The organism is Thorsellia kenyensis (assembly GCF_042432445.1).
Classification (GTDB): Bacteria; Pseudomonadota; Gammaproteobacteria; order Enterobacterales; family Thorselliaceae; genus Thorsellia; species Thorsellia kenyensis.
This window is the reverse complement of the sequence record NZ_JBHLXE010000087.1, coordinates 1-14862: the sequence shown is the minus strand read 5'-3', so window position 1 is coordinate 14862 and position 14862 is coordinate 1. Positions and strand designations below refer to the sequence as shown.

At 35.1% G+C, this 14862-nt stretch carries 18 protein-coding genes and 1 pseudogene; 13 read left to right on the top strand and 6 right to left on the bottom strand.

Going from position 1 to position 14862, the window contains the following annotated elements; genetic code table 11:
• Positions 1 to 3: 3 nt before the first annotated feature.
• From ACFFIT_RS07695 to ACFFIT_RS07675, 5 genes are all read right to left on the bottom strand, one after another.
• Positions 4 to 234: a MerR family transcriptional regulator gene (locus ACFFIT_RS07695; RefSeq protein WP_093319356.1), complete on the bottom strand. Its 231-nt coding sequence runs from the start codon at positions 232 to 234 to the stop codon at positions 4 to 6.
• Positions 235 to 285: 51 nt separating this feature from the next.
• Positions 286 to 672 carry a hypothetical protein gene (locus ACFFIT_RS07690; RefSeq protein ID WP_385877078.1) on the bottom strand — a complete coding sequence of 129 codons (387 nt, stop codon included), beginning with the start codon at positions 670 to 672 and terminating at the stop codon, positions 286 to 288.
• Between the two features lie 46 nt (positions 673 to 718).
• A complete protein-coding gene (locus ACFFIT_RS07685) occupies positions 719 to 1633 on the bottom strand; it encodes a RecT family recombinase (protein ID WP_385877077.1) in 915 nt (304 codons plus the stop codon).
• Positions 1630 to 2352: a PD-(D/E)XK nuclease-like domain-containing protein gene (locus ACFFIT_RS07680; RefSeq protein ID WP_385877106.1), complete on the bottom strand. Its 723-nt coding sequence runs from the start codon at positions 2350 to 2352 to the stop codon at positions 1630 to 1632. The genes ACFFIT_RS07685 and ACFFIT_RS07680 overlap by 4 nt, the downstream gene beginning before the upstream one ends.
• 163 nt (positions 2353 to 2515) lie before the next feature.
• Complete coding sequence (locus ACFFIT_RS07675) at positions 2516 to 3184, bottom strand: XRE family transcriptional regulator (protein WP_385877076.1); 669 nt, start codon at positions 3182 to 3184, stop codon at positions 2516 to 2518.
• Positions 3185 to 3340: 156 nt separating this feature from the next.
• On the opposite strand from ACFFIT_RS07675, the pseudogene ACFFIT_RS07670 reads away from it, so the two are divergent.
• The 11 genes and pseudogenes from ACFFIT_RS07670 to ACFFIT_RS07620 form a co-directional block, all read left to right on the top strand.
• Positions 3341 to 3562: pseudogene (locus ACFFIT_RS07670) on the top strand (transcriptional regulator); the annotation flags it as partial.
• A 35-nt stretch (positions 3563 to 3597) separates the two neighbouring features.
• Positions 3598 to 3924 (top strand): hypothetical protein, encoded by a 327-nt coding sequence (locus ACFFIT_RS07665; RefSeq protein ID WP_385877075.1) that lies wholly within the window; start codon positions 3598 to 3600, stop codon positions 3922 to 3924.
• A 137-nt stretch (positions 3925 to 4061) separates the two neighbouring features.
• Positions 4062 to 4307: a helix-turn-helix domain-containing protein gene (locus ACFFIT_RS07660; protein WP_385877074.1), complete on the top strand. Its 246-nt coding sequence runs from the start codon at positions 4062 to 4064 to the stop codon at positions 4305 to 4307.
• Positions 4308 to 4325: 18 nt separating this feature from the next.
• Positions 4326 to 4694 carry a hypothetical protein gene (locus ACFFIT_RS07655; RefSeq protein WP_385877073.1) on the top strand — a complete coding sequence of 123 codons (369 nt, stop codon included), beginning with the start codon at positions 4326 to 4328 and terminating at the stop codon, positions 4692 to 4694.
• A complete protein-coding gene (locus ACFFIT_RS07650; protein ID WP_385877072.1) occupies positions 4678 to 4830 on the top strand; it encodes a hypothetical protein in 153 nt (50 codons plus the stop codon). The genes ACFFIT_RS07655 and ACFFIT_RS07650 overlap by 17 nt, the downstream gene beginning before the upstream one ends.
• Positions 4831 to 4833: 3 nt before the next feature.
• Complete coding sequence (locus ACFFIT_RS07645; protein ID WP_385877071.1) at positions 4834 to 5409, top strand: ATP-binding protein; 576 nt, start codon at positions 4834 to 4836, stop codon at positions 5407 to 5409.
• An 18-nt stretch (positions 5410 to 5427) separates the two neighbouring features.
• Positions 5428 to 5865 (top strand): antiterminator Q family protein, encoded by a 438-nt coding sequence (locus ACFFIT_RS07640; protein ID WP_385877070.1) that lies wholly within the window; start codon positions 5428 to 5430, stop codon positions 5863 to 5865.
• Positions 5866 to 6008: 143 nt separating this feature from the next.
• Complete coding sequence (locus tag ACFFIT_RS07635) at positions 6009 to 6473, top strand: Panacea domain-containing protein (RefSeq protein WP_385877069.1); 465 nt, start codon at positions 6009 to 6011, stop codon at positions 6471 to 6473.
• A gap of 34 nt (positions 6474 to 6507) precedes the next feature.
• Entirely contained in the window at positions 6508 to 7239 is a 732-nt protein-coding gene (locus ACFFIT_RS07630) for a hypothetical protein (protein WP_385877068.1), read from the top strand.
• Between the two features lie 60 nt (positions 7240 to 7299).
• A complete protein-coding gene (locus ACFFIT_RS07625; protein WP_385877067.1) occupies positions 7300 to 7767 on the top strand; it encodes a Panacea domain-containing protein in 468 nt (155 codons plus the stop codon).
• A gap of 3 nt (positions 7768 to 7770) precedes the next feature.
• The gene (locus tag ACFFIT_RS07620; protein ID WP_385877066.1) at positions 7771 to 8517 is read left to right on the top strand and encodes a UU032 domain-containing protein; all 747 of its coding nucleotides are present in this window, start codon (positions 7771 to 7773) and stop codon (positions 8515 to 8517) included.
• 280 nt (positions 8518 to 8797) lie between these two features.
• On the opposite strand, the gene ACFFIT_RS07615 is transcribed toward ACFFIT_RS07620, so the two are convergent.
• Positions 8798 to 9430 carry an IS1634 family transposase gene (locus tag ACFFIT_RS07615; protein WP_446697453.1) on the bottom strand — a complete coding sequence of 211 codons (633 nt, stop codon included), beginning with the start codon at positions 9428 to 9430 and terminating at the stop codon, positions 8798 to 8800.
• 619 nt (positions 9431 to 10049) lie between these two features.
• Between ACFFIT_RS07615 and ACFFIT_RS07610 the strand changes: the two genes are divergently transcribed.
• Positions 10050 to 10451, top strand: a complete 402-nt coding sequence (locus ACFFIT_RS07610) for a hypothetical protein (protein ID WP_385877065.1) — start codon at positions 10050 to 10052, stop codon at positions 10449 to 10451.
• Between the two features lie 588 nt (positions 10452 to 11039).
• The coding region (locus ACFFIT_RS07605; protein WP_385877064.1) for an Ig-like domain-containing protein at positions 11040 to 14862 on the top strand (3823 nt) is incomplete at its 3' end.

Genomic DNA, 14862 nt, shown 5'->3' with positions numbered 1-14862 from the left:
CAATTAGATTAATCTTAAATATTTGGCAATTTCAGCACCTGTGATTTTGCCATCTATTTGTTTGATTTTACCTTCTTTGATCCTACGCTGTAGAGTAGGATACGTCATTCCTAATTTTCTGCAGGCATCAGCATAATTGTAAACTGCAAAATCAGCAATTGCCATTTTTGCACCTTGTTTAGCTGCCTCTGATAATAATCTTTCTAACTCATTTTCTTGCATTGTATAAACCATGATATTACTCCTTTAAAATCATAATAAGTTACGGTATTTAAATCTATTCATTTAGTTGCTATTCACAATTTTCAGTTGGATGATGTCTTTTACCCCACTGAATGTGGGCTGTTTTATTTTGCGATTAAAGAAATCCGCAATCACAGTGGCGAGCTCTTGTTCAAGCGCTTCTGTTATATCATCAAGATACAAGTTTCTTTCATCCATGCTCCCAAGGGTCGGTAAATCAAACGCATCATCTCTAATACAAGTGATGACTTTATAGGGATCAATCATGTCGATATGAGAAATTTGAGTTTTCTGACCACAATAAAATTTAATATCATGATCGGGTTGATTAGTTTCTAGCTCTGCTAAGAACACTTCTTTTTCTTGAAAATGACGACCGTTAAGGCTAAAAACTAAATCTTTAAGTTTAAATATTTCATGTAATTTCATGGGGGTACCTGTTTAAATTAAAATATAAAATCAGTGTATGCACTATTTAGTGTTGCTCTATAAAATCCATCTCTATAAGCGAATCGCGCTGTACTACATACGCGTTATGAGCTTTAGTGAGGTGTATGCTTGATTCCTTAAAAATCAATTTGGCTTGTTCTAAAGCTTTATCTAAAGCATCAATGCACGTCAATGCATCAATATGCTCGCAAAATTTCAACAATCGCTCATCGAATTCTCTAATCGGATCTTCTTGATTTTGATGATCACTTACTACTTCCTCGATTATTTGAGGACTTGTTACATCTGTCTCTGTTATCGTTAATAGAGACTGAGCTGGTTTAACAGGTGTCACATCTTTTGGAGGCTGCACGTCAGCTAATTCGTCAGGCGTGTAAATACCCAAAATGGCACCTGGTGTATAAAGCCGAGCCCAATACTTGACAGCAAGATAAGCAATTTGTTGTCTTGGATTCGTTTTCCATAGAGGTGAGTTTCTTACCCCTACTAAAGCTAAATACACAGGTTCTCCCCAGGTGATCTCATTGTCACCTTTGAGTATTGCACCAACACGACAAGCGAGGCCAACTTCACTATCAGCTTTGGTGGGATTAAATTGTTCCCAATTGCCAATATACTCATATTTGAAATGTCCCTGGATTGCCCCTGATGCCATAATGGCTGCATTAACTAATTGTGCTTCATAGCCAAGTATGCCATTGACTAGATGGGTTTTTTGCGCCACAGAGAACGGATTCATCCCCCACTGCGTGGCATGGAGTACAACTGCTAGGCAATCAGCTGGTTTTCCTTGCAGATGCCGAGGAACAGTCACTACACCTTGTGCCATAACTTCTGCAAATTTTTGGATTGCCATTAAATTCTCAGGAGAAAAAATAATGTTTGAAGTTTGTGGGGTGATATCATTAAGTTGTTGGTTTTGTATGCTTACTGTATTCATGCTATTTCTTCCTTGTTTTTAATCCATTTAGGTGCAGTAATTATTTCTGAGAATCCCCAGTCATTAGTAGTTTTACATTGATGGTAAAGCTCTAAATTTTTTCGATACAATTTATGGCCAACTGCTGAGTAATCAGCATCTAATTCAAAGATGCGGACAGGGTACTTACCACAGTTAATGGTCTCACTGACTACGATAAATAGAAATTGAGCAGGCTCGCCAAAATGATTAAAAAATCCGTCTTTATACATTGCTTTTTGTACGTGATATCGATAATCATGAATTAATGAAGAAAATTTATCGATTTGCGCGGTTTTTTTAATATCTACGATGATAGGGTAATCTTTTAGCTGCTTATCAAAGCGAGAGCGGCATAATTCACCTGTTTCCTTATCTTTCCAATATATCGAACGTTCAGCATATCCCTCCAATTCCAAAAGCTTTTTTGCGGCTGGATGAGCGAAAACACTCTCTCTTAAAAGCATTAGTTTTTGATGCTCTTCATTGGTCATGATAGTGACACCAGATTTTTCTTGTTCTTTGAGGAAATTAGCCTCAATTTCAAGACCTTCTTTGGTTCTTCGATTAACCGTTGGGGCGAAGATAAAACGCTTTGAAAACTCTTCTGGTTCAAGCAATAAACAATGCAAAGCAGAACCCATATTTAATGCATTTAATTTACTGTTATCCGACCAATGATAAAATAATAAGTCTAAAATAATTGAAAGTAAATTACTTTAGGATTATTCTTGTGTAAGGATTTTGAAAATTTTTAATTTGATTTTATTTGTGATTGTTTTTATTGAAAAAAATAAAATTTAGAAATAAAAAAAACCACTAAAAGGAGTGGCTTTTTAAAAGGAGAAGATAGTAAGGGTGTAGTTATATAGCTAACATGACTTGAACAGCTCTGCCAATGATAGTAATTTCACTTAGATTAACTTCTTCAACAGGGTAACTTGCATTATAACTTTTCAATAAGACTCTATCTGGCGCTGTTCTATATAAGATTTTTACTCTTTTCCAACCGCTTTGTTCAATAACAAATATTTTTCCATCAACGATATTTTTATCGCGAGTGTTCACTGTTATTGTCGACCCTTCAGGGATATTTGGTTCTAAAGAATCATTGTTCAAAAGTAAGCAAAATAGAGATTTCACATTATTACATTTGTGGAATAACGATAATGTTGATTTAGAAAATTGTATGAATTGTTCTTGGTTGTCATCAATGATCCCTTCAGAGCTAATTGCACTTAAGTCACTAATTAGAGGAATAGAAATAATATCCCCATTGTTAATGGGTACCTCATCATCTATATCTAATAACGCATCTTGATGATCTTCTAGGCGGCCAGATTTTAGCCATTCAACGCTAACACTCAAAACTTTTGCTAAATCATAGATATCTCTAGGCTTTAGAGTTTGCCCAGATTCAATTTTAAAAATAGAAGATTGACTCACTCCAACTTTATCAGCGAGTTGTTTTTGGGTTAACCCCTTGAATTCGCGAGCAAGTAAAAACCTATTGGCTAAAGTATTTTCTTTCATAGTCAGATTATAATCCAAGTAATAACATTTGTTAAGTTAATAATAAATTCTTTACTTTTTAGTAAAAAATAAATAAAAAGGCATTTTTTAGTGGAAATTTAAAACCTAAAGTAATATTATGTTGTTTTTGTTTTAAGCCAAGAATAAGGAGTATTTGTGAATCTAGTCATCAAAAAAGCTATTGATTTATTAGGAGGCCAGCAAAAAATGGCAGATGCCGTCAGTGTATCACAGTCAGCTGTCCACAAATTGTTACACAACAAAATCAAAATTTCACCTGAAAATGTGGTGTGAATTGTTGAGGCTACTCAAGGCAAAATTCAGGGGTGTGAACTTAGACCCGATTTACCCGCTCTATTTCCAAAACCACATAAATCAACAATATATAAACCAACTAAGAAGGAATTAATCATATGCAGAACGCAAACACACGCAAAAGAAATTTGAATGATAGTACAACGAATTTACTCTTAAACAGGGCGCATTCATCAATTAGAAAAATCACTCAAACTCAAGTAGCAAAAAATCTAGGGGTTGCTGATTCAACAGTCCTCAGAAGAACCGAAAAAGTTAAGGAGGTTTTTGAAGTATTAGCCGCCTTAGGTATCAATGATTTTGTTTTTGAAGGGGAGCGCGTACTTGAGGAAAGTGAATATCGGATACTCTTGACCTATGCGGTTAATTGGCTCTCTTTACAAAAAGAGAGCACTGAATCTACAGCAATAGATTCAGTGCCATAGGTTTGTTAGCTGTCGAAAACTAACGTAGGTATAGTACCAAAAAAGGAATTTTTACACGAATCAGAATTTATTAAGAATTGTTATTGTTAGTAAGTTTTGATTTTAACAGAACGTGTTGGTATGTTTTTGAGGGATATATGAGTACATTAATAATGAGCAAATGTTGGCCATCAATAGATACTATATCAATGAGAACTTGCTTATCCGAAAGAACAGTAAAACGAGCCATAATGATTTTAGAAAAATTAGGGTTGCTAGTTACTAAAAGAAAGGATGGGCGCTCTAATGTCTACAAAATAACTCCAGATAATATACTCAAACATGTGACATTAAATACTAATAAAGGGGTGCCACCTTGTCAGGGGTGTCACAGTGACACCTAGAACCGTAAGGAACCGTCATTGGGGGAAATTGTCCAAAAAGAGCCCAAAGAAAAATTACCCCAAAATGCAACTTCACTTCCAAGAGATTTTAAACCAGATGAGAAACACGTGCAGTTAGCAAATGAACTTGGTGTTAATTTAATACAAGAATTCGAGAAATTTTGTGATCATGCCAGGGCGAATGGAAAAATATACAAGGATTGGTCGGCAGCCTTGAATAATTGGATTCGAAATTCAACTAGATTTTGGATAGGGAACACACAACCCAAAAACACAAGGGTAATGACCCCAGCAACACAAGAAATTCCACCAGGTTTCTTAAATTCAAGCCCCGATTACGTGGCACCTGTTATCACGCAGGAGGTTATCGATGCAATGCCTTTCTGAATTACAGCGAATTATGCCGACGCATATTAAACCTAAGTTTAAAACTGTTGAGGAGCTAATTGAGTTTCATGATGCTGAAGCCTTAAAACAATCACGTTTAATTAACGAGCGAAATCGTCAAGCCCGAATCCAATGAATTTTGGGGCGCTCAGGTATTCAAAAATTACACTCGAGGTGTGGATTTAGAAATTATCAAGCAACCACCCGAGAACAAAAAGACGCTCTTGCTAAAGCACTTGATTTTTATAAGGGATTTAATGATTCAAAAGGGGGATTTGTATTTTCTGGTAATGTTGGAACAGGGAAGAATCATTTGGCAACAGCCATAGCTAGAGGATTAATACAACAGGGTAAATCAGTTGTTATTGTCACTATTGCAGAATTAGCTATGCGGTTTAGATCTTGCTATGAGAAAGACAGTCCAATAAAAGAGTCTGAGTTGTTAGAAGACTTAGTAGGATTAGATCTTCTCATACTCGATGAAATTGGAGTGCAAAAACAGGCTAATAATGATTTTGAGATTAATCTGCTGAATCAACTCATTGATCGTCGGCAATTAAATTTAAAACCTACAGGCATGTTAACCAATCTAAATTATCAGGAAATGCTGAAACTGTTAGGTAATCGAATCATGGATCGTCAAACTTGTGCTGGCCTATGGGTTTCTTTTACTTGGCAATCATATCGTTCGAAGAAAAAAAGCTTGGCTGAATAATTTAAAAGTGAGAAATGGATGCAAACACTGACAAAACAACAAATGGATTTGATTGATGATATAATGGAAGGATGGGGTGCATGGGTTTACTCAGGGAGAATTGAGGTTAGGCAAATCAGCCTGATTGGCAAGCTTATTGCAAGCATTAATCCTCAAGATCCTATAAGATTAATGTGTGACGACGATACCGGATTATTGATATCTCGTATTGTCAGTGATATTAAATTACGGAGTCGTACAGAGTATGAAATTTTGATTCAATATTATGTTTACATGAACAATAAGTATCAAATTGCTGTCATGTTTTATCGAAATAGAGAATTGAATGCGAGAGGACATTCACTCTCCACCTATCGTAATTTGGTAGATCAATCTCTTGAGAATACAAGGAAGTATCTTTTTGAAAACTATGTTAAATTGAGTAAAGTTAGCGCAAATACAGTCGGTGCAAATTGACTTAAATTAAAGCTTATTTTACTATTGCGGCACAATGGATATCTGTGAGTTTATAGTGCAAGTTTAATGTTCAAGAACAGGTGATTAGCTCCAAAAAAACAACTAATACTAAACCGTTTTTTTACTATGGAAGGGAATAAATTATGGATATACATGATGCTTGTGATTTTATTATTTTAAAAATGCAAGAAGCAGGTGAAAATTTGAGTAACCTAAAATTGCAAAAATTATTGTACTACACCCAGGCGTGGCATTTAGCATTTGAAAAAAAACCTTTATTTGATACGGGTTTTCAGGCTTGGATCCATGGGCCAGTGTCAAAAGAAATTTTTGAAAGATTTAAGGCAGAGAAATCCCTTTATTCTGAAATCGAAATGGATGATATTAGGGCTGATTTTGACATAAATAGCTTATTAGAAGAAGACAAAACACATATCAGTAATGTTCTTGATGTCTACGCTCAATTTAGTGGTATTCAATTAGAAGAAATGACTCATAATGAAATGCCATGGATTAATGCTCGTAAAGGAGTTGATGCTACAGTGCGTTGTGAAAATGAAATTTCTAACGATGATATGATGCGATTCTATTCAGCAAGGATGCAATAATAAATACAAGGATGCAAAAATAAATGGTAAAAAAATGAATCCAGGGATAGGATTTGACATACATTCCCCTTTGCTCGCACAGCAAAATGTCAAAAAAAGGTATTTTACATTTTCATTTAAACAGTGGAATCAAATTGAAAATTTTGGTTTGAAATCTTATAAAATCGGTATTTCATGGTTCGCCTCATTATTAGAGGCTCTCAAACGCTATTCTGATGTAAAGATTGAAACTTTCCTAGAAAATAATCGCTTTAGAAATGTAGCGCGTTTTCATGAAGTTATTTGGGATCAACCAGGAATACCTATACAACGTCATGAGTTTACTTGGGTAGATAAAAATATTGTTGAAAATAACGAGGATTATCCATTCTATCAACTATCTATCAGCGCAAGCTCTGGTCGTGTAATTGGGTATTTTGATGAGTTTTTTTGCTTTCAAATAGTTTTATTAGATCCTTTGCACAACATTTGCCCTACGCAACATACACATTATAAAGTTGATCCATGCATGCCTTTAAGTTGTGAATTTAAATTGCTATTGAGTCAGATTGAATCATTGCAAGTAAATAATCAATGCGATCAAGATTGTGGCAATATTGAACAATTAAAGCAGATAAAAAACAATGGAATACCGACTAATGCAGTAGTTCATTTTCTTGATGATTTAAAACTTAACGAATTTAATAAAGTGCTTAAAAAATTTGAATGTTCAGCAGCTGATGTACTTGAAGCAGGCATTTCATCGCTAAATTCATTCAAGGCTTGACATGAATTAGCAAATCAGCTGAATGATACTAAATGTTTTTACTATGGAAGGGAATAAATTATGGATATACATGACGCATGTGATTATGTGATTTTTAAAATAGACAATGCAGGTGAGAGCTTAAGTAATTTGAAGCTTCAAAAACTTTTATATTACATTCAAGCTTGGCATCTTGTTTTTGAAAAGAGACCGATGTTTAGTAGTAATTTTCAGGCATGGGTACATGGCCCCGTATCTAAAGAAATTTTTGATAGATTTAAAGACGAAAAATCACTTTATTCTGATATAACAATCAACGATATTAGACCTGAGTTTAATCTTGCTTCATTAAAGGAAGAAGACATAGATCATATTAATAACGTGCTTGGCTCATATGCAAAATTTAGTGGCGTGCAGTTAGAAGAAATGTCACATAAAGAACAACCTTGGATTAATGCTAGAAAAGGTGTCAATCCAATGGCTCGCAGTGAAAATATTATCGATAATGATGAGATGATGAAATATTATTCTGCGAGGTTGGATTCATAATTTATGGGAAAAAAAAGTATAAGGACGGGTAAGCAACCTAACATTGATATTTCACCTAAAATAGTTGAATTCATTGAAAATAAAGAGTTTACATACTCATTAAAATACTGGAAACAGTTAGAGTATTTTGGTTTTGGGTCAGCATCGGTGGATAAGAAGTGGTTCATTTCATTATTAAATGCGCTCAAAGCTTATTCTGGTAAAAAAACTGCCTCTTTTAAGGAGGATCATAGGTTTAGGGATGCTCATCATATTCATCAAATCATTTGGGAACAACCAGGGATCCCAATCAAGCGAAACGAGTTTGATTGGATCCCTAATGAGATTATTGAAAATAACGATGAATATCCTTTCTTTCAATTAGCAATTTCAGCTAGTTTAGGTCGAGTAGTTGGTTTTTTTGACCATCTGGATTGTTTTCAAATAGTACTATTAGATCCATTGCATAATATTTGTCCTACTAAAAATAGGCAGTACAAAGTGACGCCAACACAACCATTTAGTTGTGAGACATCTTGGATTTTGAGTGAAATAGAAAGAATTAAATCTAATAACCAATGTGTTGAAGACTGCGGTAATATTGAACAGCTTGAAACTATTAAAGATGGAACTATCCCTAAAAATGCAGTAATTCATTTTTTGGATGACCATAGACTTCAAGAGTTTAATAAAATTCTTGAAAAATTTGAATGTTCAGCGGCTGATGTACTTGAAGCAGGCATTTCATCGCTAAATTCATTCAAGGCTTGACATGAATTAGCAAATTATTGTATTATTTATTTATTCTTGGTGTTCATGCGGTTATTTCATTGTTTGCAAAGTTGCACCATAACATTTATTAAGCCCCATGCTAACGCTGGGGCTTTGTCATTTATAGCGATATGAACTTTGATAGAGCTTACATGGATGAGAACTGTCTTTCCGCACTATATTTTATAATTATTTCTCAGGTTAAAAATGGTTATTTTTTAATCTCCCTATATATTAACTTGTAGGGTTCTCCTAGCAGTCTAATTATATGTCTATGTTCTTAATCAATACCCTTGATATACACAGTTGTTTTGTCCACTATCAAACATTTAATCTTAGTGAATTTCAAAAACAACCATTTCAACGTTGGATTATCGGTTTGTTTTTTCACACTATTCGTGACGGTTTTCTTATTCTCTTTGAGTGTCGTTCTGATTTGATGCTCTAGACCAGCATAAATCATCAGTGCTGCGGCCATTAAAAATAATAACGCTTCTATGCGGCTTGGTTTTTCAACAAAAAATGATGAGGTCATGAATGAAGGATCTTTTAAGAATCTGAACTCTCTCTCGACTCTCTGCTGGGATTTATATAAGCTTAATAATTTATGCATATCTGGCGTATTATTAATATCATTCGTACTTAAGATGAATATGCCTAATTTGAGTTTAGCTTCCTCTAGCTTTGCTTCACAAATCTCTATATTCGCTGTAATCGTGTACTTATAACCGACGGGCTCAGCATCCTTTTTAGGTGCTCCACGACCTGAATATTGAGCGAATGAATTGATTTGGTAATCTGTGATTTCAGTGTATTTTAACTCACGTTTGAACTCTTCTAAGCGAGACAAGGGATCGTGCTCACATGAGAAGTTTTTCTTCATGAGGCTACTAAGTTTTTTCTCCTCAAGCACCTTGCCTTTTGCAACATCTTTATCAAAAGTTTTGAGTGCACTTTCAGTAGGAAAATTAGTCTATTGGAAAGACACCAAGAGAACAGGCATTGTTGGTTGGAAAATCTTATGGAAGGGGAGGATTACGTTAGAACGATTAATTCATTTTCATAGGAGTTTAAAACTCAAGAATACGTTATAGCGAAAAATAAGCAAAACAAATAGGCTGAGTCAAGGTTTGTTTTAGGTGAGATGTGTTTATTTTTGATAAAAATCATTAATTAAACATTCGTATACTTAACTAGCAGTCATTGTAGGAGACCTGATCGAAGCAAAGTATTTATTTAAGACAATTGACTATATTGTTTGTAATAAATTAAGGTAAAATCAGTACAACAAGCAAAAAAAGATCATTTTTTATGCCGTTGATTTTTAAGTGCTTTATTGAGAGGCAGAACCTGGGACGGTCCGCTACAATCTTTGGTCGAGTAAATATCTCTATGCGATTTGTAATGTGAGAGGCGTCAGCTATCTTGACAAGTTCCGTTAGGAACGCTGACTTTTACATGAGAGCACTATGCCAAAAAAGATGAAATTATACTAACAACTGATTGAAGGACAGCAGTTTCAAATTTCAGTATTGAGGGATCAAGGTCAAGCAATGTGTAAAATAGCAAAAACTATTGGTGTTAATGCATCAACTATATGCCGTGAGCTAAATCGCAATTCAAATAGATCCAAATATATTCCCCAAAAGACTCACCAATTATGTGTTACTCGTAAATCCAAGGCCTTCAAAGCGATTAAAATCACTGATGAACAGATGGATTATATTAAAGAGCAATTTAAATCTCCTACAACCCATAGTTTACATAATATGTCGAGTGGTTTAGCTTTCAAAAGTTCTCATTTAACAGTCAGCGTTCCTACCTTATATCGATGCATAAAGCTAGATAAAGAAAGAGGTGGCAAGCTATACAAACAACTCTCTTTTTTTTGGCATTATCATAAAGTCGGCGGTAAGCGTAAGATGCTAGTGTAATATAATACGTGCAACCCCAAAATAGATTGTTAATGGCTAAATAAATATCGCTTAATTCGTAAAAATGTAGTTTTTTGTTAACTAATAGTAAATTATGTAAGATTTAAAAGTTTAATTGTGATTTTTTATAAATTAAGTGGTACTTGAATTAGTAATTATTTAGTATGTTAATTATAAAGATGGTAAGAGTAACAAAAAGCTATTTTTTGTGAGAAGATGCTTGTTCTTAGATCACGTAATTAAGGCTAATGATGATTTTTTTAGCTCATAGAGTTTCACTTGAACTGATGAGACTCACGGATTGAATTGGAGGGAAGCCATAGTTTCCCACCTAATTTTTGAAAAAACCATGTAAATTCTCATAAAACTGTATTTTATTATAAAACTAAGGTTTTCAGCGTTATAATAAATTTAATCTATGACTATTGGCTAAAAAGTATATTCATAAGCGATAGCCCTCAAAAGGAGAGGATACTTCTTGAAACTGATATATTAAGTGAATTAGGTGTTTTCATTAAATAACAAAGAAATACTAAAAAGAGAATTCAAACTTTAATAAAAATAACTTAAAACAAAAAAGGAAAATATATGCCAAATTTTAAAGTGATTTTAACAAATACTGCTAACAAGACTGCTAATGTTAGAACAATAAAAGGCAAGACTGAAATCAATGTTACTAATCAAGATGTTGTCATTATTCGTCATGCGAAAAAAAATACCTTTATCGGTAAAGAAAAATTTGAAGTGGTTAGAAAAGGTGATGATTTAGAAATTATTTTGAGTGAAAATCCTCTTGAAGTATTAGTATTAAAAGGATTTTACTTAACAGACGGAACAATAAAAATAACTGCTGTGACAGGCGATGATACACTAAATGCTATTAATGAAGAAACACAATCTTTATTAACACTGTCAGATGGTGAATCAGTTTCAATTGATTTTACAGGGCAACAGTTTGAAGTTGACACTGCTGTATTTGATGAATTTGATTTTGATTCTTCAGGTGCTATTTTATTAGCTGCTATTGTAGGAATCGGTGCAATTATCGCAGGGGGTGAAATATTCAGTGATACTAAAAGCATAGGTGATGTATATGTAACACCTCCAGGCCAATTAGAAAATATAATTATAGATGGAAGAAAGCCGGATGGTACTTTTGGAAAAGGGACGCCCACAATAAAAGGTAAAGGTGATCCTGATGATAGCATTATCGTTGATGTTGATACCAATGGTGATGGAAAAGCAGATGACACTTTTGTGTTTTCGCCTAATCCAGGTCCAGGGGAATTACCAGGGAAATTTAACCCTGATGGAACGTTTGAAATTAATCTTCCACCTGATTATGACCTGCCAGAAGGTGATGTGAATATTACCGTGACGCCAAAAGATAGTTATGGCAATAAAGGGCCAGGAACGGACATTCCTCTATTTGTTGATAAAACAGCTCCCAATAGCCCAGAAGTCGACCAGTTTGCATTAGATAATATAGGCGATTATCAAGGGAATCTAAATGATGGAGATGTCACTGATGATACCCGCCCTACATTCACAGGTAAAGGTGAACCCGATGGTATTGTTAATGTATATATTAATGGAGAAAAACAAACGTTTAATGCGCAAGAGAGTCAGCCAACGGTTGATAGTCAGGGAAATTGGACTTTTGAATTGCCTCCATCAGCTGCATTAAAGGATGGTGATAACACTATTACATTTACCGTCACAGATAAAGCGGGTAATGAAAGTGATCATACACCTCCTTTCAATGTGAAAGTTGATACAAGCCCAGCACCTGAAGCTTTATCACCAGATAGTTGGAAAATTATTGATGATGCAAATGAAGATGAATTAATTGGGAGTAAAGAAATAAATAATGGTGATGTCACAGATGACAATCAACCAACACTTTCTGGAACTGCACCAGCAGGTGTTAGTCAGATAGCTATATTTATTAATGGAAAAGAAGTTGCAAGGGTTGATACCAATAAGAATGGCAATTGGACCTATCAAATAGATGATAAATTAAATGACGGTGACAATCAAATTGAGGTTGCACCTATAAATCGTGCAGGTAACATTGGCGAAAAGTCAAGTGTTGAGTTTACCGTTGATACAAACCTGCCTAGTGCATCAAATCCAATGGTATCTGAATTGACATTAACAGCTGATCAAGGAACTATTTTAGGCGCTATAAATAATGGCAGTACAACAGATGATGCAACTCCAGTACTTAGCGGTAAAGCTGAGCCATCAATACAAAGCATTAAAATATATCTGACAGATCCTTTTGGTCAATTAACATTTTTAGCACAAGTTCCTGTGGATGAGGATGGCGTATGGCAATTTGATCCTCCTAAGCAATATCTTTCAGGGGCAAATACATTACACGTAGTACCTGTGACAGCAGCAGGTTATGAATTGGCTGTTCAAGATGCGCCCACTTATTCATTTGAATTTACAGGAGCACTGCCTTCTCAAGTCGCTCTCTTATCTGTGCTTGAAATAGGTGATAATTACAGTATGGTAAACCCTGAAGATGAGACGAATCAAAATCAACTTCTTGTCAGGGGAAGTGCAGAGCCTAATACAACGGTTAACATCATGGTTGACGGCCGTGTAGTGGGTACTACCACGTCTAATGAAAAAGGGTATTGGGAATATGAGTTGAATTTAGATAGCTTAAGTAATGGTCAGGCTAGAAGTTTTTCAACATTCTCAAGTGCCGCAGAAGATGGTGTGTACAAAATTTCTGCGTCAATGCCGGATTCAACAGGTGGAATATGGGAAACGGCTGATTGGGAAATCAAGCTCAATCGTAGCGAACCTGCTGCGCCTGAATTAATCGAAGTCTTAGATCATCAAGGTGCAGAAAAAGATGTCCTTGTTAATCAAAGCACGACGGATGATACGCTGCCAATACTAAAAGGAAAAGGGTTAGCCAACTCAACTATAGAAATCTATGATAATGGATTGTTAATCGGGACGACAAAAACGAATAATCAAGGAGAATGGATCTTCGTTCCTCCTAATCAATTAGCTAATGGGCTACATTCGATCACCATGGTACAACTTAATAAAGTTGGAAATAAAAGTCAACCAAGCGAACCTTTTATTGTTAATGTAGATAGTATCCCAGGTAATTTAGTCATCACAAGTGCCGAATACTCTAAAAACGGTAGCTTAAAGATTGCAGGTGAAAATACCTATATAAATGATAATTTACCTACAATAAAAGGAATTGGACCTGTGGGTGCTATTATTGAGATAACGGTCAATGACCAAAAAGGGACCGCTGTTGTTGATGACTCGGGTCACTGGTCATTTAAAGTATTGTCACCATTAAATGATGGGGATTATATATTTAAAGCTAGAATCGTAGGTGCAAATCGTGATATTGATACTGATGAGCTACTTTCTGCTAAAGAAGAAACCTTCTCTTTAAAAGTACTTGTTGCTTTACCTGATGCTCCAATAATAACAGAAATACTCGATACTGTAGGTTCTGTTCAACAAGATGTGCTTAGTCGTGAAGGTAAAATACATAATGATCCAGCGCCTTATATCAAAGGAACGGGAGAGCCAGGTTATACTGTAAATTTGTATAATTTTGGTAAATTAGTTGGAACGACAATCGTAAAATCTGATGGAAGTTGGGAGCTTGTTGCGGTCAACCCTTATATTGGCGAAAATAAATACACTGTAACAACAGTCGATATGGTTAATGATGAGTCAACTCCTAGTCCTGAATTAATCATTAATTATGATCCAACGCTTAATACTACGCCATGGCCTGAAAATGATGATGGTTTACTTTTTCTAATTGATGATGTACAGACGCTCGGACAAGAAAATAGCGATTTAAATTATAAAGAATTTATCGCTAGAGGTGAAACAACTAATGATAATAAGCCTACTTTCACAGGAAAAGCTCCTTTAGGTGCAAAAACAATTAAAGTTTACTTAGATGGCGAAGAAGTTGCTATTGTTCCAGTAATAGATGGAAGCTGGAGTTATACACCTGATGAAAATTTAGAAGACGGAGAACATAAATTTGAGGTAGCGGTACTAAGTCAATATGGAAATGAGGGCCCTAAATCAAAAGAGTGGAACTTTATCGTTGACACTAGTAGCCCAGGTTCAATCGAAAACTTGAACATCGAAGGGTACAATCCAGACACAGATGGCTTGAATACGACGACGCCAACCATCACGGGTAAAGGCGAAGCGGGTCAAGATGTTGTGGTGACCTTACCAAATGGTGAAGAGTTAGTGTTCAGTACCGATCCTAAAGAGGGCGAGTACCCACTGAGCTATGGCCCAACGGATGGTAACGGCAAGGCAGACTTTGCCTTAGAAATCCCAGAAGGCAAATTAACTGACAATACGTCAGGGGATTTAAGCGTTAAACAACGTG